This is a genomic window from Corynebacterium pollutisoli (assembly GCF_900177745.1).
Lineage (GTDB): Bacteria > Actinomycetota > Actinomycetes > Mycobacteriales > Mycobacteriaceae > Corynebacterium > Corynebacterium pollutisoli.
The window spans coordinates 1-19,420 of record NZ_FXAR01000004.1; the positions used below are offsets into that span (position 1 = coordinate 1).

The following is a 19,420-nucleotide window of genomic DNA, read 5'->3' on the forward strand; positions in this document are numbered from 1 at the left end:
GGGCGCCTGGAACGTCATCCCGGCGGGGTGGTGCACATCCCACCGGATGGTGGGCCACCCCGCAGCAACACCCACCCCCTCCGCGACCTGTCCGCGGCTGGGAGGGTCACCAGGTAGAGTCGCCGCGGAAGACGGCGTCGACGCCACCGTCGATGAAGATGACCTGGCCGCACAGATGCGTGTTGGCCGGGGACGTCAGCCATGCCAGGAGCTCTGCCGCCGATTCCGCCGGCATCCACCCGTTGAGCGGCATGGGCACCTGCTCCTCCAGCTGGGCGCGCCCCTCGGGGCTGTTGACCAGCTGCTCGGTCATGGGGGAGAGCACCACGCCGGGGGCGATGGCGTTGAGGGGGATGCCCGCGCCGGCCCACTCCGGGGTGGGGGCGTGGCGGCGCACCCAGCGGGCGATGGCCTGCTTGGACGTCGAGTAGTTGAGGTAGCCGGCCTCGGGGCCTGCGGCCTCGAGGGCGGAGCCGCGGGCGACGGCTGCGGTCTCGTCGCCGTCGAGAAGCGCGGCGAGCAGTTCATCGTCGGCGGGCTGGAGGGAGGCCATGGAGGCGGTGACGACGGCGCGCGGGGCGTCGGACTCGAGGAGCAGCGGGCGCAGCCCCTCCAGGGTGGCCAGGGCGCCGAAGTAGTTCACCTGCACCGTCGCGGCTACGGGGGCGGAGATGCCGGCGTTGGCGATGATCCCGTCGAGGCGGCCCCCGGACAGGGACGTCGCCTCGTCGATCATGTGCTGACGGCCCTCGGGGGTGGTGAGGTCGACGGTGATGTCGGCGTTCTGGAGATCCACCCCGATGACCTTGTGTCCCTGGGAGGAGAGGAGTTCGGCGGTCGCGGCGCCGATGCCGCTGGCGGATCCGGTGACGAGGTAGGTACGTGTCATGACCCCAGCCTAGGGGTCGACGGCTACTTCGCGCCGCGCGCCTTGCGGGTCACCCCGACACCCCCCATGAGGGCCACGCCCCGGAAACGGATGACCGGGGCACCGGCGGGGATGTCCTCCCGGCGGAGGGTGACGCTCTTGTCGTCGCTGACCCCGAAACCACCCATGATGCCGACGCCGTCGCTGACGATGTGCACGTCCTCCGGGACGACGATCTCGATGCCGCCCATGATGGCGACAGCGTTGATGACCGTCTCACGGGCACCCAACCGGGCCTCCCGGAGATCCACCTCGGTGCCGCCCATGATGGCCAGCGAAGTGTGGGTCGGGGCGCACAACCAGTCGCCGGTGCGCTCCGAACCACCCATGACGGCGAAGCTGAACGAGTCCCCACCGGGCTCACCCGTCACCTGCAGGTGGGAGGGGCGCGTCTGCGGGGCGTGGCCCGGGCGGACGGCAGGGGTGCGCTCGCTGAAGACCCGCAGCGGATCCGGGAAGAGATCGGCGAGCGGCTCGAGGAGCTCGTCCTGGTACTTCGTGGCCCAGATCTGGCGGGTGCGCTCGTCGAACTCGGCGTAGTCGAGCTGACCCTGGGAGAAGGCCTGGTTGAGGGCGGTGACAGCGCGTTCGCGGTCACCGTCGCTGGCGCGGATGCGGGCGTTCATGTCTCCGATCGTACGGGTCAGGCGGCCCGATAGCGTCCCGAGGAGTCGACGCCGCGCGCGTACTGGACCACCAGGTGGGGGACCCGGCGGCGCAGTTCCGGCAGGTCACGCTCCAGGCGGGAGCCCGGCCACACCGTGGTGCGGATTTGGAGATCGACGCCGGATGCCCGGACCAGGTCCAGGGACTCCCACATGCGGTCGGCCACCGCGCGGCTGCAGCCGACCACCCCGGGGACGGACTCCGGCAGGCCCTTGATGTCCAGGCCGATCCAGTCGGGGCGGGTGGTGGGGGTGCCCAGCAACGCGACCAGCCGGGTGGGGGAGTAGCCGCTCGTGTGCAGCCCCACCGGGAAGCCGAGCTCGTGGACCGCGGCGATGGCGGCACCGAGGCCGGGGTGCATGGTGGGTTCGCCGCCGGAGATGACGGCGGCGTCGAGAAGCCCGCGGCGGCGGGTGAGCAGGGCGAGCAGATCCTCGAAGGGGACCGGGCCGACCCCCACCGGGCGGAGGGAGGGGTTGTGGCAGTAGCGGCACGCCAGGGGGCAGCCCTGGGTGAAGCCGGTGGCGACGAGGCGGCCGGGCCAGTCGGTGGCCGAGAACGGGATGATGCCGGCCAGGTCAGGCATGGAAGTGGACACGTTCGTGGAACTCCCCCTTCTTGCCGGTGTTGAAGCTGCTGACGGGGCGGAAGTAGCCCATGACGCGGGTCCACACCTCGGTGTCGGTGCCGCAGGTGGGGCAGGCGGGGTGGTCGCCGGAGAGGTAGCCGTGGGTGGCGCAGATGGAGAAGGTGGGGGTGATGGTGAGGTAGGGGAGACGGAAGGTGGACAGGGCGCGGCGCAGGAGGGTGGCGCACGCGTCGCCGGATTCGAGGGCCGCCCCCATGTAGAGGTGGAGGACGGTGCCGCCGGTGTACCTGGCCTGCAGGTCCTCCTGGGCGGCGAGGGCCGCGAAGGGGTCGGGGGTGTGCGCGACGGGCAGCTGGGAGGAGTTGGTGTAGTACGGTTCGGCGTCGGTGCCGGCCTGGAGGATGCCGGGGTGGCGCTGCCTGTCGGCGCGCGCGAACCGGTAGGTGGCGCCCTCGGCGGGGGTGGCCTCCAGGTTGTAGAGGTGGCCGGTCTCCTCCTGCGCCTCGACGAGGAGGGCGTTGAGGTGGTCGAGGAGGCGGGCGGTGAGCGCGTGGCCCTGGGGGTCGGTGATGTCGTAGGCGTCGCGGGTGAAGTTGCGGACCATCTCGTTGCAGCCGTTGACACCGATCGTCGAGAAGTGGTTGTCCAGGCTCGGCAGCCAGCGGGCGGTGTAGGGGTACAGGCCGCGCTCCATCTGCTTCTCGACGAACACCCGGCGCCGCTCGAGCGTGTCGACGCCGAGGTGGACGAGGTGGGTGGCGGCGTCGAGAAGCGCCTGCTCGTCGCCGGCATGGAGGTGCCCGAGGCGGGCACAGTTGAGGGTGACCACCCCGATGGAACCGGTGAGCTCCGCGGAACCGAACAGGCCGTTGCCGCGGGCGAGCAGCTCCCGCAGATCGAGCTGCAGGCGGCAGCACATCGACCGGATCATCCCCGGGTCGAGGTCGGAGGTGAGGAAGTTCTGGAAGTAGGGGAGCCCGTAGCGGGCCGTCATGTCGAACAGGGCCCGGGCGTTGGGGGAGTCCCAGTCGAAGTCCGCGGTGATGTTGTAGGTGGGGATGGGGAAGGTGAAGGGGCGGCCGTCGGCGTCCCCCGCCCCCAGCACCGCGATGAAGGCACGGTTGATGACGTCCATCTCCTCCTGCAGCTCCCCGTAGGTGAAGTCGACGGGCTCGCCGCCGATGAAGGGGTACTGGTCGCGCAGGTCGGTGGGGCACACCCAGTCGAAGGTGAGGTTGGTGAACGGCGTCTGGGTGCCCCACCGGGAGGGGACGTTGAGGTTGAAGACGAACTCCTGGAGGATCTGCTCCACCTGGTCGTAGGTGAGTCCGTCGAGGCGGACGAAGGGGGCCAGGTAGGTGTCGAAGGAGGAGAAGGCCTGCGCACCCGCCCACTCGTTCTGCAAGGTGCCGAGGAAGTTGACGATCTGCCCGCACGCCGAGGACAGGTGGCGCGGTGGGGCTGAGGAGATGGTGCCGGGCACGCCGCCGAACCCCTCGGCGAGGAGCTGGCGCAGGGACCAGCCGGCGCAGTAGCCGGCGAGCATGTCGAGGTCGTGGATGTGGATGTCGCCCTCGCGGTGGGCGCGGCCGGCAGTGGGGGAGAAGACCTCGTCGAGCCAGTAGTTGGCCACCACCTTGCCGGCGGTGTTGAGGATGAGGCCGCCGAGGGAGTAGTCCTGGTTGGCGTTGGCGTTGACGCGCCAGTCATGGCGGTCGAGGTAGGAGTTGATGGTGTCGGTGGGGGAGATCACGACATCAACCATAAGTCGGAATTACACCCGTGTTATCCCACATGTGGCGTTCATGTGTCACCCCCACCGCAACATGTGGTGGTCAGCCTGCGGTCTGCCGTCGGAGGGCCCCACTACATGTGGCGATGGGTGAGATCGGCCACCCCTCACCCCTGTCCGGGGGTGTGCCACTGCGCGAGGTGGTCGCGGAGGATCCGGTCGGAGACCTCCTTCGCCTCCCGGTTGGCCTCCACGGTGCCGCCCAGCATGACCTCCCAGCTCGGTCCGAACTGGGTGATGTCGTCCGCGAAGAGGTGCCCGGCGTTGGGCAAGATGTGGGCCTTAAGGCCCGGGTTGCGCTCGGCCAGGCCGCGCGCCGCCACCTCGCTCTGCCACATGGGGTCGGCGTCGCCGGCGAAGAGGAGGCCGCGGCCGTCGAAAAGCGGGATGTCGATGCGGGACTCCGGCGGTGCCGCCGCGGCTGCCGCCTCGTAGGTGGGGCGGTAGGAGATGGGCAGCCCGAGGATGAGGCGGCCCACCATGCCGAGATCGTTGCCGAAGGGGGCGAAGGGGACGGGCTCCCCCTCCCAGGTGAAGCTGCTCGCCTGCTCCGCGCTGTCGAACTGCAGTCCCGCGTAGGTGTATTCGGAGGGTGCGAACAGGACGAGGTTGTCGATCTCCGGGTAGCGGACCGCCAGGTTGGCGCCCAGTTCCGCCCCCTTCGAGGTGCCGATGACGGTGATCGGGCCGTCGTCGTCGGTCAGTACCAGGGCCTCGGCGAAAAACTCGAGCGGGACGTCGGCAAGCGAGTCCTGCTGGCCGGGCTGGCCGAAGAAGTAGAGGGCGAGCACGTCGTAGCCGTGGCGGTTGAGCTCGCGGGCGCGGGCGTCGTCCGCCGTGCCCTCCGAGCCGCCGAAGGTGATGACCATGCCGGGGAGGTCGCCCGGATAACGGATCCCCCGGAGGTAGTCGCCGTCGACGGGGATGCCGCCGTGTTCGCTCACCGCCAGCGCCCGGTTGGTCCGGTCGGGGCCGGGGACGGCGTAGTGGTTGAGGTTGTACGCACGCACGCCCCACACGACCAGCGCCGCGGCCAGAAGGACGCCCACGACAACGCCGAGAACTTTCGCTGCTCTTCTCATGACCCTATTCTGGCTCCTTGACGTAGCGGCATGCCCAGGGAATTTGGGTTGACGGCAGGGATTCCGGTAACGTGCACGGCAGTCCCACGTCTCCATGGTGGGAGCCTGAATTTCCTCCCGGTAGGCCAGCGAGAGCGGCTGACTGGGTTTCGCACGTTTAAAAGCGCGCACCAAACAGGCGAAGAAACTTCCGAATCTCTCGGTCGGCTCATCCGACCGGATAAGCCGATCAACACAGAAAGACGGTTATGCCCACTATTCAGCAGCTGATCCGTAAGGGTCGCCACGACAAGGCCGCGAAGATCAACTCCGCGGCTCTGAAGGGTTCCCCGCAGCGTCGCGGCGTGTGCACCCGTGTCTACACCACCACCCCGAAGAAGCCGAACTCCGCTCTCCGTAAGGTCGCCCGTGTGCGCCTGACCACCGGCGTCGAGGTCTCCGCCTACATCCCGGGTGAGGGCCACAACCTCCAGGAGCACTCCATGGTGCTCGTCCGTGGCGGCCGTGTGAAGGACCTCCCGGGTGTCCGCTACAAGATCGTCCGCGGCACCCTCGACACCCAGGGTGTCAAGGACCGCAAGCAGGCCCGCTCCCGCTACGGCGCCAAGAAGGGACAGTAATCAATGCGTAAGAACCGTGCACCCGAGCGTCCCGTCGTCAAGGACCCGGTCTACAACTCCGAGCTCGTGACCCAGCTCGTCAACAAGGTCCTCCTGGACGGCAAGAAGTCCACCGCTGAGCGCATCGTCTACGGCGCTCTCGAGGCCTGCCGCGAGAAGACCGGCACCGATCCGGTCGGCACCCTCGAGAAGGCACTGGGCAACATCCGCCCGGACCTCGAGGTCCGCTCCCGCCGCGTCGGTGGCGCCACCTACCAGGTTCCGATCGAGGTCCGCCCGGGCCGCTCCAACACCCTGGCCCTGCGTTGGCTGGTCACCTTCACCCGTCAGCGTCGTGAGAACACCATGATCGACCGCCTCGCCAACGAGATCCTGGACGCGTCCAACGGTCTCGGCGCCTCCGTCAAGCGCCGCGAGGACGTCCACAAGATGGCCGAGGCCAACCGCGCCTTCGCCCACTACCGCTGGTAGTAGAGGGATTCACCACCATGGCCCAACCGACAGCCGCTCATTGCCGTCCCGGACGGCTCTGAGGCGACTCGTCGTTGGGCCTTCGGTGTCCCCGGGGTGTTCTGTGAGGATCGTCCCACCACTGATGAACTGTCAGTGCCGTAGACTGGTATGTCGGCGACAGATGCCAGTGCGGCCATTCAATGGCAGTATTGAACGAGAACTATCCACTGAAGGTGTCCGCGGCTGACCCGCCGCCGGGCTCCGAGATCTACAAGTTGGGGTAAGACTGTGGCACAAGAAGTGCTTAAGGACCTGAACAAGGTCCGCAACATCGGCATCATGGCCCACATCGATGCCGGTAAGACCACCACCACCGAGCGCATTCTCTTCTACACCGGTATCAACCGTAAGGTCGGCGAGACCCACGACGGTGGCGCCACCACTGACTGGATGGAGCAGGAGAAGGAGCGCGGTATCACCATTACCTCCGCAGCTGTCACCTGCTTCTGGAACGAGAACCAGATCAACATCATCGACACCCCGGGCCACGTCGACTTCACCGTCGAGGTTGAGCGTTCCCTGCGTGTTCTCGATGGCGCCATCGCCGTCTTCGACGGCAAGGAGGGCGTGGAGCCGCAGTCCGAGCAGGTCTGGCGTCAGGCCACCAAGTACGACGTTCCGCGTATCTGCTTCGTCAACAAGATGGACAAGCTGGGCGCCGACTTCTACTACACCGTCGGCACCATCGTCGACCGCCTGGGCGCGAAGCCGCTGGTCATGCAGCTGCCGATCGGCGCTGAGGACGACTTCGACGGCGTCGTCGACCTCGTCGACATGAAGGCCCTCACCTGGCGCGGCAAGACCGAGATCGGCACCGAGGCCACCGTCGAGGAGATCCCGGCCGATCTGCAGGACAAGGCCGAGGAGTACCGCGAGAAGCTGCTCGAGACCGTCGCAGAGTCCGACGAAGAGCTCATGGAGAAGTACTTCGGCGGCGAGGAGCTGACCAAGGAGGAGATCCAGGGCGCCATCCGCAAGATGGTCGTCGCCTCCGAGATCTACCCGGTCTTCTGTGGCACCGCGTACCGCAACAAGGGCATCCAGCCGCTGCTGGACGCTGCTGTCGCGTACCTGCCGAACCCGCTGGACGTCGGCGAGGTCGTCGGCTCCTCCGTCACCGACGAGTCCGAGAAGATCACCCGTAAGCCGTCCGTCGACGAGCCGTTCTCCGCTCTGGCCTTCAAGATCGCCGCTCACCCGTTCTTCGGCAAGCTCACCTTCGTCCGCGTGTACTCCGGTCGCGTGGAGCCGGGCGAGCAGGTCCAGAACTCCACCAAGGGCAAGCGCGAGCGCATCGGCAAGCTGTTCCAGATGCACGCCAACAAGGAGAACCCGGTCGAGGAGGCCCTCGCCGGCAACATCTACGCGTTCATCGGCCTGAAGGACACCACCACCGGTGACACCCTCTGCGCCCAGGACGCCCCGATCATCCTCGAGTCCATGGACTTCCCGGATCCGGTCATCAAGGTCTCCATTGAGCCGAAGACCAAGGCCGACCAGGAGAAGCTGGGCGTCGCCATCGGCAAGCTCGCCGAGGAGGACCCGACCTTCACCGTCGAGCTCGACGAGGAGTCCGGCCAGACCGTCATCGGCGGCATGGGCGAGCTGCACCTCGACGTTCTCGTCGACCGCATGAAGCGCGAGTTCAAGGTCGAGGCCAACGTCGGTGCCCCGCAGGTCGCGTACCGCGAGACCATCCGCAAGCCCGTCGAGAAGCTCGAGTACACCCACAAGAAGCAGACCGGTGGTTCCGGTCAGTTCGCGAAGGTCATCATCGGCATCGAGCCCTACGCTCCGGCCGAGGACGAGCTGGAGGAGGGTCAGAACCCGCTGTACCACTTCGAGAACGCCGTCACCGGTGGCCGCGTGCCGAAGGAGTACATCCCGTCCGTCGACGCCGGCATCCAGGACGCCATGCAGTACGGCTACCTGGCCGGCTACCCGCTGGTGAACATCAAGGCCACCCTCATCGACGGTCAGTACCACGACGTCGACTCCTCGGAGATGGCGTTCAAGATCGCCGGCTCCCAGGCTCTCAAGGAGGCCGTCGCCAAGGCGAAGCCGGCCCTGCTCGAGCCGCTGATGGCCGTCGAGGTCGTCACCCCGGAGGAGTACATGGGCGATGTCATCGGTGACATCAACTCCCGCCGTGGCCAGGTCAGCGCCATGGAGGACCGCTCCGGCGCCAAGGTCGTCAAGGCCAAGGTCCCGCTGTCCGAGATGTTCGGTTACGTCGGTGACCTGCGTTCCAAGACCCAGGGTCGTGCAAACTACACCATGGTCTTCGACTCCTACGCCGAAGTCCCGTCCAGCGTCTCCGAGGCCATCATCGCCGAGCGCACCGGCGCTTAGCACCCCCACTGCTCATCGGCGCCCCGTGCCGGCGTCGATGGGCAGGGTGGGTAGCGGTCGGGCTGAGCAGGCACCTGACGTAGAAGGTGTCGGCTGAGCCGGCCGTTACCCACCGTGTGATCCACTCGGCCGCAGTTTGAAAAAACGGCGGTGGAAATCTAGGATCGTGTAACTGGCACATTGTGAAAACGCCATCCGGCTTGTTCCGGCACTGGCGACTGTCAACCACGTGGCTGCGAAGGTCGTAGCCACCATGAAGTCCAGGAGGACATACAGTGGCAAAGGCGAAGTTCGAGCGTACGAAGCCGCACGTCAACATCGGCACCATCGGTCACGTCGACCACGGCAAGACCACCACCACCGCCGCAATCACCAAGGTTCTGGCCGACAAGTACCCGGAGCTCAACGAGTCCTTCGCCTACGACGCCATCGACAAGGCGCCGGAGGAGAAGGAGCGTGGCATCACGATCAACATCTCCCACGTTGAGTACCAGACCGAGAAGCGTCACTACGCTCACGTCGATGCCCCGGGTCACGCCGACTACATCAAGAACATGATCACCGGTGCTGCTCAGATGGACGGCGCCATCCTCGTGGTCGCCGCCACCGACGGCCCGATGCCGCAGACCCGCGAGCACGTGCTGCTGGCCCGCCAGGTCGGCGTCCCGTACATCCTCGTCGCCCTGAACAAGTGCGACATGGTCGACGATGAGGAGATCATCGAGCTCGTCGAGATGGAGGTCCGCGAGCTGCTGGCTGAGCAGGACTACGACGAGGAAGCCCCGATCATCCACATCTCCGCTCTCGGCGCCCTCAACGGCGAGCAGAAGTGGGTCGACTCCGTTCTCGAGCTCATGCAGGCCTGCGATGACTCCATCCCGGACCCGGAGCGCGAGACCGACAAGCCGTTCCTGATGCCGGTCGAGGACATCTTCACCATCACCGGTCGTGGCACCGTCGTCACCGGCCGTGTCGAGCGTGGTCAGCTGAACGTCAACGAGGATGTCGAGATCATCGGCATCAAGGACAAGGCCACCACCACCACCGTCACCGGTATCGAGATGTTCCGTAAGCTCCTCGACTACACCGAGGCCGGCGACAACTGTGGTCTGCTGCTCCGCGGTATCAAGCGTGAGGACGTTGAGCGCGGCCAGGTCATCATCAAGCCGGGCGCTTACACCCCGCACACCGAGTTCGAGGGTTCCGTCTACGTCCTGTCCAAGGACGAGGGCGGCCGCCACACCCCGTTCTTCGACAACTACCGTCCGCAGTTCTACTTCCGCACCACCGACGTCACCGGCGTCGTGAAGCTGCCGGAGGGCACCGAGATGGTCATGCCGGGCGACAACGTCGACATGTCCGTCACCCTGATCCAGCCGGTCGCCATGGACGAGGGCCTGCGCTTCGCTATCCGCGAGGGCTCCCGCACCGTCGGCGCTGGCCGCGTCACCAAGATCATCAAGTAAGGTCCCCTTACTGATCTGACCTGAAGGGTCCGGTGGGAATGATCCCGCCGGGCCCTTTCGGCGATTCCGGGGTAGTTACGCAACCGTAACCGTCCGGGCCTTTGGTAATCGGGGGTGGTCCGGGTATCTTCTATCGCATGCTCAGAACCATTCTCGGCGCCAAGATCCACCGCGCCACCGTCACGCAGGCCGACCTGAACTACGTCGGTTCCGTCACGGTGGACGCTGACCTGCTTGCCGCGGCCGGCCTCATCGAGGGAGAGAAGGTCGCGATCGTCGACGTCACCAACGGTGCGCGTCTGGAGACCTACGTCATCACCGGCCGCCCGGGCACCGGTGAGATCTGCATCAACGGTGCCGCCGCGCACCTCATCCACCCGGGTGACATCGTCATTCTCATCTCGTACCTGCAGGCCACGCTCGAGGAGGCACTCGAGTACGAGCCGCGCATCGTCCACGTCGACGAGAACAACCGCATCGTCGCGCTCGGCAATGACATCGCCGAGGCCGTTCCGGGTTCGGACACCGTCTCCGCCCGTATCTGATGCACGATCCGCTGCGGATCCCGGGGGTGCTCGACGCGGTGCGTCGGGTGTGGGAGGGGCAGCCCGATCTCACCCTGCCGACGCTGTTCGCCATGCTGGCGAATCGCGGTGTCGGGTGGGGCGCGGGCGATGAGGATCTCCTCCGTGAGCTCGCCGCGATGGAACGTCTCCATCCCGGCGAGCTCCCGCTTGTCGACGCCCGCGTCACCGCCCGTTTCCTCCTCCACACCGACGGCCCCGCGCACCGGGTGATGGTCGACCCGTGGCGCGTCGTCGTCCGCCGCCCAGGTGTCACCGCGCAGCCCGGTGTGTGGAGGTACGCCACCCTGCGCGCGGCCACCGTCGGTGGCCCCCTGGTGGTCACCTCCGCCGAGGGCATCGATCACCGCCTCGGGGTGCTCACCCGGATCACGCTTATCGACGACGCACCGACCTCGACCGTCGCCACCCTCGACGGGCGGCGTCGCCGCGACCAGGGCGATGCGGTGTATCTGCTCAGTCTCACCGATGACACGACGCTGCTGCTCTCCCACGGGCTCGACGTCTTCCGCGCGGGGCGCCGCGAGCTGCAGCATGAGACGCGATCGTGGGAGTCCCTCGTCACCTGCACCCCGGGGCACCCGCTGGTGGTGCAGCCGCCCGGTGGGGGTCCGGTCGTGGAGTATGCGTCGGTGCGGGAGATCCTCGTCGTCGAGGGTTAACGCTCCGGGGGGAGCAGGTGCAGTTTGTACACCGTGTCTACCTCGATACCGGGGGTGGCGGCGCGGAACTCTCGTTCGGAGGCCTCGAGTGTCTCGCGCAGGGCGAGGACATCGGCACCGGGGCGGGCCCGGACGGTGATGGTCATCGTCGGGCGGTCCCAGTGGGTGACCACGCTGTGGAGCACGGAATCGACGCGGGGATGTTCCTCGAGTTCCTTTGCGATGGCTCCGGCCAGGGACGCCAGGTTGAGGGCGATGGTGCCGGAGGCGTCGGAGGCGGGGGAGACCACGCGGCTGAGCCGGTAGCGGCGGACGTTGAGCGCGATGAGCCACCCACCGAGCACCGCGCTGACCAGCATGATCCCCGCCAGCGCCCAGTCGAACCAGGACTGGTCGGGCGCCGCGCGCCAGGCGGGGAAGTCGATGAAGCCGGTGACGCGCTGCGACAACGGGAGGTCGAAGTACAGGCCCACCGCCCACACGCCGCCGGCGAGGATGAGTAGCCCGACGACGAGGACGACGATCCGGTCGAAGTAGTTGATTCGCCTGTTCATTCGCTCGCCACCTCCTGGCGGACACGCACCGACAGGCCGAGGCCGAGGGCAGAGACGGTGTGGGCGAGGGCGGCGTCGACAAGCGGGGCGAGATCGTCCCGGTGTCCGGTGACGGACACGTGGGCCGTGCTGCCGGACAGCCGGGTCGCGGCGGTGGTGACGCCCGGGACGCGGCGGGCGGTGGCGCTGAGCAGGCGGGAGATGTCCACCGGCCGCATCCACAGCGACGCCTCCGAGCGGACGGCGCGGTGCGTGTACGTGCGGGGGCGCAGCGCCACCCACACCAGTAACGTCCCGAGCACGCCCGCCACGGCACCGGCGGGCAGCATCCACGGCTGGTAGGTGGCGTCGCCGATGGTCATGATGATCGGTTCCACCCAAGAGTCCCAGTGGATGGACGTCGAGTTGCGCAGCCAGATCTCCCGGCCGCACACGATCGCCGTGGCGAGCAGGGCCAGCCCGATGATGATGGCCACGTACCGGGCCAGCGGCGTGGCGCGGGGCGATCTACCGGTCACGGTGACTCCTCACGGTGACCGGGCGCAGCCGCGGCGGCGGGGGAGTGGCGACCGGTCGCAGGCGGGGTCGGGTGGGGTGCGCGGCGACGGCGGTGGCCGTGACCGGGACATCCGGAACGACCGGCCCGACGACGACGTTGACGTGGGTGACCGTCAGCCCCGTCATGTCGGTGACCCAGTCGGTGATGGTGCGACGGACCGATTCCGCCACGGCGGTCACGGGCGAGGGCCACACGACGGCGATGAACGCCTCGACCGAACAGGTGCCGGCGGCGTCGTCGACGATGACGTCGTAACGCGGGTACGTCCGGCCGGCCAGACTGCGCGCCAGCTCCGTCGTCCCGGGCACCGAGGCGGCCGCGCCGGCCACGATGCGGGAGACCGCCCGCTCGGAGATCCGGACGCCCATCTACTCGCGTCCCCTCAGCAGCGAACGCAGGTCGAGCGTGCCGTCGAGGTGTGCGCCCACCACCCCGCCGAGGGTGCCGAACAACACCGCCCACAGCAGTCCCGCCCACCCGCCGAAGATGGTGGCGAAGGCGAGGACGAGTCCCAGGATGATCCCGGCCCGGGTGTGGCTCATGCCGCTCCCTCCCGGGCATCGGCGAAGCAGACGGTGACGGGGACGTCGACAAGCGGGGCGACGGTGGCGCGCACCTCCGCGGCGATGTCCGCCAGGGGGCGCGGGTCGGAGAGGTCGACGACCAGCCACACCTCGAGGGCGTCCGCGGTGCGGCGCAGCCCGGTGACGCGGTGACGGGGATAGAGGAGGGCCACCTCCCCGAAACGACCCGAGTGGAGATCCGCCACCCCGGGCACCGCGCGGATCGCGGCGGCGAGCCGGTCGGCGGTCGGCCGCGGCACGAGCACACTAGCGGACATCGGGTTCCTCGTCCGGACCCAGATCCAGGTGCACGTCGTGGACGGTGACGTTGACCTCCGTCACCTGCAGCCCCGTCATACGCTCGACGGCGGTGATGATGTTGGAACGGATCGCCTCCGCCAGATCGTGGATGGCGACGCCGTACTCGGCGACGATGGCCACGTCGACCGCGGCCTGCCGCTCACCGACCTCCACGTGCACACCCTGCTGGGCTACGGCCTCCCGGAACCCGGACCCCATGCGGGCCCCGCTGCCGCCGAGCGCGTGCACCCCGGAGACCTCCCGGGCGGCCAGCCCGGCGATCTTGGACACCACGACATCCTCGATGAGGGTGATCCCCCGACCGGAGTCGGTGGGCGGCGTGAGATTCTGCTCCGACATGATGTGACTCCTGCAACATTATCGACGTGTGCGTGATCCCCATACTAGTTCTGCACAGGCGGATTGTGTTTCGGACGCGTGACGTGCTTTAATACATGGGTTGCTTTAACACGACGTGTGCCCGGGCGCAGCTCGGGGAACATCGTCGCTGGTGAGGCGAACATGACACCTTCGTCAGGCAGTCCGTCAGGACCGGCTGGGAAGGCTCCGCACATCGGGTCAAGGTCACCACCCTGGTTCGACACACCCGAGCGCGGAGACCGGAGAAGGGGCATGGCAAATAAACAGCGGCAGTACACGAGGGCCCACGCTTATCGCGAGATGAACGTTCCCTTCCTACTTGACTAACGGGTCTTGTACCCCGTCAGGAGCACTCCCGGTGATGTTGTTTGTCACGTTGAACAGCCCCGGAACCTCCCGGCCAGTCATGGCAGTCAGTAACTGGCGTTGCGCCCAGGCCCCATAGCCCGGACAACGTTATAGAGAAATCGAGAAGCGAATTCCCACCGCTCCAGCACGGATGTGGGACAAGCGAGGAAGAGGATAAGCGTGGCCGGACAGAAGATCCGCATTCGGCTTAAGGCCTACGACCACGAGGCGATCGACGCATCCGCTAAGAAGATCGTCGAGACCGTCACCCGCACGGGTGCCCGCGTCGTTGGCCCGGTGCCGTTGCCCACCGAAAAGAACGTGTACGCCGTTATTCGTTCTCCCCACAAGTACAAGGATTCTCGCGAGCACTTCGAGATGCGCACCCACAAGCGCCTGATCGACATCCTCGACCCGACGCCGAAGACGGTTGACGCCCTCATGCGCATCGACCTTCCGGCCAGCGTCGACGTGAACATTCAGTGATCGACGAGAAACTTGGCGGAGAATAAATAATGAGTGAAAACGAGATCAAGGGCATTCTGGGCACCAAGCTCGGCATGACCCAGATCTTCGACGAGGAGAACCGTGTCATCCCGGTCACCGTCGTCGAGGCTGGGCCGTGCGTTGTGACCCAGATTCGCACCAAGGAAACCGATGGCTACAACGCCATCCAGATCGCCTACGGCGAGATCGACCCGCGTAAGGCCAACAAGCCCGTCGCAGGTCACTTCAAGAAGGCCGGCGTCACCCCGCGTCGCCACGTGACCGAGATCCGCATGGACGACGTCTCCGGCTACGAGCTCGGACAGGACATCACCGTCGAGATCTTCGACGGCGTCACGTTCGTCGACGTCACCGGCACCTCCAAGGGTAAGGGCTTCGCCGGTGGCATGAAGCGCCACGGCTTCGCAGGTCAGGGTGCCGGTCACGGTAACCAGGCCGCACACCGTCGCCCCGGTGGCATCGGTGCTGCCGCGACCCCGGGTCGTATTTTCAAGGGCAAGCGCATGGCCGGCCGCATGGGTACTGACCGCGTCACCACCCAGAACCTCAAGGTTCAGAAGATTGACGCCGATGCCAACCTGCTGCTCATCAAGGGCGCAATCCCGGGCAACCGTGGCGGCATCGTGACCGTTAAGACCGCAGTGAAGGGCGGTGCTCACGCATGACCAATCTGAAGCTCGACGTCCACACCGCTGACGGTAAGACCGACGGCCAGGTTGAGCTGCCGGCCGATATCTTCGACCGCGAGGTGTCCATCGCTCTGATGCACCAGGTCGTCAACGCCCAGCTCGCCGGCGCCCGTCAGGGCACCCACTCCACCAAGACCCGTTCCGAGGTCCGTGGTGGTGGCCGCAAGCCGTACCGCCAGAAGGGAACCGGCCGCGCCCGTCAGGGCTCGATCCGCGCACCGCACTACACCGGCGGCGGCATCTCGCACGGCCCGAAGCCGCGCGACTACAGCCAGCGCACCCCCAAGAAGATGAAGGCCGCCGCACTCGCAGGCGCCCTGACCGACCGCGCACGTAACGCACGTATCCACGTGATCACCGAGCTCGTTCCGGGTCAGACCCCGTCGACCAAGTCGGCACGCACCTTCATCGAGCGCCTGACCGACCGTAAGTCGGTTCTGCTGGTCGTCGGCCGCGAGGACCTCAACGCCCGCCGCAGCGCCAACAACCTGCCCGGCGTCCACATCCTGGATGCCGGCCAGCTGAACACCTACGACGTCCTCAAGTCGGACGACATCGTGTTCTCCGTTGAGGCTCTGCACGCCTTCATCAACCGCAACGCTGTTGCGGACCAGGAGGAGAACTAATGGCCAAGATCGCCAACCCGCGCGACATCATCATCGCGCCGGTCGTCTCGGAGAAGTCCTACGGTCTGATGGAGCAGAACGTCTACACGTTCCTCGTCGACCCGGCCTCCAACAAGACCCAGATCAAGATTGCCGTGGAGCAGATCTTCGGCGTGAAGGTGGATTCCGTGAACACCGCCAACCGTGAGGGCAAGCGCAAGCGCACCCGCACCGGTTTCGGTCAGCGCAAGTCCACCAAGCGCGCCTACGTGACGCTCCGTGAGGGCAGCGACTCCATCGACATCTTCGGCGGCTCCGCCTCCTAAGGGTCGAGAGAAAAGGACACATTATGGCTATTCGTAAGTACAAGCCGACAACCCCGGGTCGCCGCCAGAGCTCCGTCTCCATGTTCGACGAGATCACTCGTTCGACCCCGGAGAAGTCTCTGCTGCGCCCGATCCACAAGACCGGTGGCCGCAACGTGCACGGCCACATCACCACCCGTCATAAGGGTGGCGGACACAAGCGTCGCTACCGCGTCATCGACTTCCGTCGCAACGACAAGGACGGCGTGCTGGCCAAGGTCGCTCACATCGAGTACGACCCGAACCGCACCGCCAACATCGCGCTGCTCCACTACTTCGACGGCGAGAAGCGTTACATTCTCGCTCCGAAGGGTCTCAAGCAGGGCACCATCGTCGAGTCCGGCGCCAACGCCGACATCAAGGTGGGCAACAACCTGCCGCTGCGCAACATCCCGACCGGTACCACCATCCACAACGTCGAGCTGAAGCCGGGCGCCGGCGCCAAGCTCGCCCGTTCCGCTGGTGCGTCCATCCAGCTGCTGGGTAAGGAGGGCTCCTACGCTGTTCTGCGTATGCCGTCCTCTGAGATCCGCCGCGTTGACATCCGCTGCCGCGCCACTGTCGGCGAGGTCGGCAACGCCGAGCAGATCAACATCCGCTGGGGTAAGGCCGGCCGTATGCGCTGGAAGGGCGTCCGCCCGACCGTCCGCGGTGTCGTCATGAACCCGGTCGACCACCCGCACGGTGGTGGTGAGGGTAAGACCTCGGGTGGTCGCCACCCGGTGTCGCCGTGGGGCCAGAAGGAAGGCCGCACCCGCAACCCGAACCGCTACTCCAACAACATGATCGTGCGTCGTCGCCGGTCCAACAAGAAGCGCTAAGAGGAGGTAAACGATATGCCACGCAGCCTTAAGAAGGGCCCGTTCGTCGATGAGCACCTCCTCAACAAGGTGGATGCTCAGAACGAGGCCGGCACCAAGCAGGTCATCAAGACCTGGTCCCGCCGCTCCACCATTCTCCCGGACTTCATCGGCCACACCTTCGCCGTCCACGACGGTCGTAAGCACGTGCCGGTGTTCGTGGACGACTCCATGGTCGGCCACAAGCTGGGCGAGTTCGCACCCACCAAGACCTTCAAGGGTCACGTCAAGGACGACAAGAAGGGACGTCGATAGCGATGAGTGACACCATCACCTCCGCACGCGCGACGGCCAAGTACGTCCGCACCTCCTCGATGAAGGCCGGCCGCATTCTGGACCTCGTCCGCGGCAAGTCCGTCTCCGAGGCACTCGCGATCCTGAAGTACGCTCCGCAGGATGCAGCCAAGGCCATCGCCAAGGTTGTCGCCTCCGCAGCTGCCAACGCCGAGAACAACTTCGGCCTGGACCCGCGCACCCTGGTCATCTCCGAGGCCTACGCCAACGAGGGTCCGACCATGCGTCGTTTCCAGCCGCGCGCTCAGGGCCGTGCTTTCCAGATCCGCAAGCGCACCAGCCACATCACCGTTGTGGTTGAGAGCCAGAAGGAAGGGGCCAAGTAGTGGGCCAGAAGATTCATCCTCACGGCCTCCGGCTGGGCATCACTTCCGACTGGAAGTCCCACTGGTTCGCCGAGCAGAACTACGCTGATTACGTCGCCGAGGACATCAAGATCCGCGACTTCCTGTCCAAGGGACTGGAGCGCGCCGGTATCGCCGATGTCGTCATCGAGCGCACCCGTGACCGCGTCCGCGTCGACATCCACACCGCCCGCCCGGGCATCGTCATCGGTCGTCGCGGTGCTGAGGCCGACCGCATCCGCCGCGAGCTCGAGAAGCTCACCGGCAAGATGGTCGCCCTCAACATCCTCGAGGTCAAGAACATCGACGCCAACGCCGCACTGGTCGCCCAGTCCGTCGCTGAGCAGCTGGTCAACCGTGTCGCGTTCCGTCGCGCCATGCGCAAGGCCATCCAGTCCGCCATGCGCCAGCCGCAGGTCAAGGGCATCAAGGTCGTCTGCGCCGGTCGTCTCGGCGGTGCCGAGATGGGCCGCGTCGAGCGCTACCACGAGGGTCGCGTTCCGCTGCACACCCTGCGTGCCGAGATCGACTACGGCACCGCAGAGGCCCACACCACCTTCGGCCGTATCGGCGTCAAGGTGTGGATCTACAAGGGTGACGTCGTCGGCGGTCGTCGCGAGTCCGAGATCAACGCACCGGCCGAGCGCCGTGGCCGCGGTGACCGCAACGCACGCCCGCGTCGTGGCGGCCAGCGTCGTCAGCGCGCCGAGCAGAAGCAGGAGGGCTAAGAATGCTTATCCCCAAGCGCGTGAAGTTCCGTCGCCAGCACCGTCCGCACCGTTCGGGCGTGTCCAAGGGCGGCAACAAGATCACCTTCGGTGACTACGGCATCCAGGCTCTCGAGCCGGCCTACGTCACCAACCGTCAGATCGAGTCCGCACGTATCGCCATCAACCGCCACGTCAAGCGTGGTGGCAAGGTGTGGATCAACATCTTCCCGGATCGTCCGCTGACCCAGAAGGCACTCGGTGTGCGTATGGGTTCCGGTAAGGGCGCCGTCGAGAAGTGGGTCGCCAACGTCAAGCCGGGCCGCATCCTCTTCGAGATGTCCTACCCGGATGAGGCAACCGCCCTCGAGGCTCTGCGCCGTGCCGGCCAGAAGCTGCCCTGCAAGGTCCGCATCATCAAGAAGGAGGACCAGTTCTAATGGCAACCGGTACCCCTGCTTTCGAGTTCCGCGAGCTTGACGCCGCTGAGCTGGAGACCCGCCTGAACGAGGCCAAGGAAGAGCTGTTCAACCTGCGCTTCCAGCTGGCCACCGGTCAGCTGACCAACAACCGCCGCCTTCGCACGGTCAAGCGCGACATCGCCCGCATCTACACTGTCATCCGCGAGCGTGAGCTGGGCCTGTCCGTCGTTCCGGGAGCTGAGGCTTAAATCATGAGTGAGGCAAACGTGAACGAGAACAAGAAGGAGAAGGGCGCTCGCAAGATCCGCACCGGCTACGTGGTTTCTGACAAGATGCAGAAGACCATCGTCGTCGAGCTCGAGGATCGCAAGCAGCACGCCCTCTACGGCAAGATCCTGCGCACCAACTCCAAGGTGAAGGCGCACGATGAGGATGAGATCGCCGGCATCGGCGACCGCGTCCGCATCCAGGAGACCCGCCCGCTGTCCAAGGACAAGCACTTCCGTCTCATCGAGATCGTCGAGAAGGCCAAGTAGGCCGCTTATCGACGCCGTGACGGCCACAGCCCCGCACTTCGGTGCGGGGCTTTTGTGTTGTCCGGATCGCATAAGTAGTGTCATTCGCCCTCCGGAACTGAGGGACTGCTTGTAATATTGCGTGAACCACAT

General features: G+C 66.5%; 28 protein-coding genes. 17 read left to right on the plus strand and 11 right to left on the minus strand.

Annotated elements, in window-relative coordinates; all coding sequences use genetic code 11:
• Positions 1–106 precede the first annotated feature (106 nt).
• The 5 genes from B9Y70_RS06175 to B9Y70_RS06195 all read right to left on the minus strand — a co-directional run bounded on the left by B9Y70_RS06175 (position 107) and on the right by B9Y70_RS06195 (position 5,057).
• Complete coding sequence (locus B9Y70_RS06175; RefSeq protein WP_085549400.1) at positions 107–889, minus strand: SDR family oxidoreductase; 783 nt, start codon at positions 887–889, stop codon at positions 107–109.
• A gap of 23 nt (positions 890–912) precedes the next feature.
• The gene (locus B9Y70_RS06180) at positions 913–1,554 is read right to left on the minus strand and encodes a DUF1707 SHOCT-like domain-containing protein (RefSeq protein WP_085549401.1); all 642 of its coding nucleotides are present in this window, start codon (positions 1,552–1,554) and stop codon (positions 913–915) included.
• A 17-nt stretch (positions 1,555–1,571) separates the two neighbouring features.
• The gene (locus B9Y70_RS06185) at positions 1,572–2,180 is read right to left on the minus strand and encodes an anaerobic ribonucleoside-triphosphate reductase activating protein (RefSeq protein ID WP_085549402.1); all 609 of its coding nucleotides are present in this window, start codon (positions 2,178–2,180) and stop codon (positions 1,572–1,574) included.
• Positions 2,173–3,948 (minus strand): ribonucleoside triphosphate reductase, encoded by a 1,776-nt coding sequence (locus tag B9Y70_RS06190; RefSeq protein WP_085549403.1) that lies wholly within the window; start codon positions 3,946–3,948, stop codon positions 2,173–2,175. The genes B9Y70_RS06185 and B9Y70_RS06190 overlap by 8 nt, the downstream gene beginning before the upstream one ends.
• A 134-nt stretch (positions 3,949–4,082) precedes the next feature.
• Positions 4,083–5,057, minus strand: coding sequence for an acyl-CoA thioester hydrolase/BAAT C-terminal domain-containing protein (locus tag B9Y70_RS06195; protein ID WP_085549404.1), 975 nt, complete (start codon positions 5,055–5,057; stop codon positions 4,083–4,085).
• Between the two features lie 248 nt (positions 5,058–5,305).
• Between B9Y70_RS06195 and rpsL the strand changes: the two genes are divergently transcribed.
• The 6 genes from rpsL (at position 5,306) to B9Y70_RS06225 (ending at position 11,254) form a co-directional block, all read left to right on the plus strand.
• Positions 5,306–5,677 (plus strand): 30S ribosomal protein S12, encoded by a 372-nt coding sequence (gene rpsL / locus B9Y70_RS06200; protein ID WP_085549405.1) that lies wholly within the window; start codon positions 5,306–5,308, stop codon positions 5,675–5,677.
• 3 nt (positions 5,678–5,680) lie between these two features.
• Positions 5,681–6,148, plus strand: coding sequence for a 30S ribosomal protein S7 (gene rpsG / locus B9Y70_RS06205; RefSeq protein WP_085549406.1), 468 nt, complete (start codon positions 5,681–5,683; stop codon positions 6,146–6,148).
• A gap of 270 nt (positions 6,149–6,418) precedes the next feature.
• A complete protein-coding gene (gene fusA, locus B9Y70_RS06210) occupies positions 6,419–8,542 on the plus strand; it encodes an elongation factor G (protein WP_085549407.1) in 2,124 nt (707 codons plus the stop codon).
• A 275-nt stretch (positions 8,543–8,817) separates the two neighbouring features.
• Positions 8,818–10,008 (plus strand): elongation factor Tu, encoded by a 1,191-nt coding sequence (gene tuf / locus B9Y70_RS06215; protein WP_085549408.1) that lies wholly within the window; start codon positions 8,818–8,820, stop codon positions 10,006–10,008.
• A 137-nt stretch (positions 10,009–10,145) separates the two neighbouring features.
• On the plus strand, positions 10,146–10,553 hold the full coding sequence (gene panD / locus B9Y70_RS06220) for an aspartate 1-decarboxylase (protein WP_085549409.1): 408 nt from the start codon (positions 10,146–10,148) through the stop codon (positions 10,551–10,553).
• Entirely contained in the window at positions 10,553–11,254 is a 702-nt protein-coding gene (locus B9Y70_RS06225) for a hypothetical protein (protein WP_085549410.1), read from the plus strand. The genes panD and B9Y70_RS06225 overlap by 1 nt, the downstream gene beginning before the upstream one ends.
• On the opposite strand, the gene B9Y70_RS06230 is transcribed toward B9Y70_RS06225, so the two are convergent.
• The 6 genes from B9Y70_RS06230 to B9Y70_RS06250 are packed head-to-tail and all read right to left on the minus strand — an operon-like array spanning position 11,251 to position 13,590.
• Positions 11,251–11,808 carry a hypothetical protein gene (locus tag B9Y70_RS06230; RefSeq protein ID WP_085549411.1) on the minus strand — a complete coding sequence of 186 codons (558 nt, stop codon included), beginning with the start codon at positions 11,806–11,808 and terminating at the stop codon, positions 11,251–11,253. The genes B9Y70_RS06225 and B9Y70_RS06230 overlap by 4 nt on opposite strands.
• Complete coding sequence (locus tag B9Y70_RS06235) at positions 11,805–12,326, minus strand: DUF6286 domain-containing protein (protein ID WP_085549412.1); 522 nt, start codon at positions 12,324–12,326, stop codon at positions 11,805–11,807. The genes B9Y70_RS06230 and B9Y70_RS06235 overlap by 4 nt, the downstream gene beginning before the upstream one ends.
• Complete coding sequence (locus B9Y70_RS06240; RefSeq protein WP_085549413.1) at positions 12,316–12,735, minus strand: Asp23/Gls24 family envelope stress response protein; 420 nt, start codon at positions 12,733–12,735, stop codon at positions 12,316–12,318. The genes B9Y70_RS06235 and B9Y70_RS06240 overlap by 11 nt, the downstream gene beginning before the upstream one ends.
• A complete protein-coding gene (locus tag B9Y70_RS12865) occupies positions 12,736–12,909 on the minus strand; it encodes a hypothetical protein (protein ID WP_162841655.1) in 174 nt (57 codons plus the stop codon).
• Positions 12,906–13,208, minus strand: a complete 303-nt coding sequence (locus B9Y70_RS06245; RefSeq protein WP_085549414.1) for a hypothetical protein — start codon at positions 13,206–13,208, stop codon at positions 12,906–12,908. Before B9Y70_RS06245 ends, B9Y70_RS12865 begins: the two co-directional genes overlap by 4 nt.
• Positions 13,198–13,590 (minus strand): Asp23/Gls24 family envelope stress response protein, encoded by a 393-nt coding sequence (locus B9Y70_RS06250; protein WP_085549415.1) that lies wholly within the window; start codon positions 13,588–13,590, stop codon positions 13,198–13,200. Before B9Y70_RS06250 ends, B9Y70_RS06245 begins: the two co-directional genes overlap by 11 nt.
• Before the next feature lie 549 nt (positions 13,591–14,139).
• Between B9Y70_RS06250 and rpsJ the strand changes: the two genes are divergently transcribed.
• From rpsJ to rpsQ, 11 genes are read left to right on the plus strand one after another with little or no spacing between them, the layout of a single operon-like run.
• Positions 14,140–14,445 carry a 30S ribosomal protein S10 gene (gene rpsJ / locus B9Y70_RS06255; protein WP_003848085.1) on the plus strand — a complete coding sequence of 102 codons (306 nt, stop codon included), beginning with the start codon at positions 14,140–14,142 and terminating at the stop codon, positions 14,443–14,445.
• Between the two features lie 29 nt (positions 14,446–14,474).
• Positions 14,475–15,131: a 50S ribosomal protein L3 gene (gene rplC, locus B9Y70_RS06260; protein ID WP_085549416.1), complete on the plus strand. Its 657-nt coding sequence runs from the start codon at positions 14,475–14,477 to the stop codon at positions 15,129–15,131.
• Positions 15,128–15,781 carry a 50S ribosomal protein L4 gene (gene rplD, locus B9Y70_RS06265; protein ID WP_085549417.1) on the plus strand — a complete coding sequence of 218 codons (654 nt, stop codon included), beginning with the start codon at positions 15,128–15,130 and terminating at the stop codon, positions 15,779–15,781. The genes rplC and rplD overlap by 4 nt, the downstream gene beginning before the upstream one ends.
• A complete protein-coding gene (rplW, locus tag B9Y70_RS06270) occupies positions 15,781–16,086 on the plus strand; it encodes a 50S ribosomal protein L23 (protein ID WP_085549418.1) in 306 nt (101 codons plus the stop codon). Before rplD ends, rplW begins: the two co-directional genes overlap by 1 nt.
• Before the next feature lie 23 nt (positions 16,087–16,109).
• Positions 16,110–16,946, plus strand: a complete 837-nt coding sequence (gene rplB / locus B9Y70_RS06275; protein ID WP_085549419.1) for a 50S ribosomal protein L2 — start codon at positions 16,110–16,112, stop codon at positions 16,944–16,946.
• A gap of 15 nt (positions 16,947–16,961) precedes the next feature.
• Positions 16,962–17,240, plus strand: coding sequence for a 30S ribosomal protein S19 (gene rpsS, locus B9Y70_RS06280; protein WP_040084843.1), 279 nt, complete (start codon positions 16,962–16,964; stop codon positions 17,238–17,240).
• A gap of 2 nt (positions 17,241–17,242) precedes the next feature.
• Positions 17,243–17,605, plus strand: a complete 363-nt coding sequence (rplV, locus tag B9Y70_RS06285) for a 50S ribosomal protein L22 (protein ID WP_040084844.1) — start codon at positions 17,243–17,245, stop codon at positions 17,603–17,605.
• Positions 17,605–18,351 carry a 30S ribosomal protein S3 gene (rpsC, locus tag B9Y70_RS06290; protein WP_085549420.1) on the plus strand — a complete coding sequence of 249 codons (747 nt, stop codon included), beginning with the start codon at positions 17,605–17,607 and terminating at the stop codon, positions 18,349–18,351. Before rplV ends, rpsC begins: the two co-directional genes overlap by 1 nt.
• A gap of 2 nt (positions 18,352–18,353) precedes the next feature.
• Entirely contained in the window at positions 18,354–18,770 is a 417-nt protein-coding gene (gene rplP / locus B9Y70_RS06295; RefSeq protein WP_085549421.1) for a 50S ribosomal protein L16, read from the plus strand.
• Positions 18,770–19,000 carry a 50S ribosomal protein L29 gene (gene rpmC, locus B9Y70_RS06300; RefSeq protein WP_085549422.1) on the plus strand — a complete coding sequence of 77 codons (231 nt, stop codon included), beginning with the start codon at positions 18,770–18,772 and terminating at the stop codon, positions 18,998–19,000. The genes rplP and rpmC overlap by 1 nt, the downstream gene beginning before the upstream one ends.
• A gap of 3 nt (positions 19,001–19,003) precedes the next feature.
• A complete protein-coding gene (gene rpsQ / locus B9Y70_RS06305) occupies positions 19,004–19,288 on the plus strand; it encodes a 30S ribosomal protein S17 (RefSeq protein ID WP_040084850.1) in 285 nt (94 codons plus the stop codon).
• Positions 19,289–19,420 lie beyond the last annotated feature (132 nt).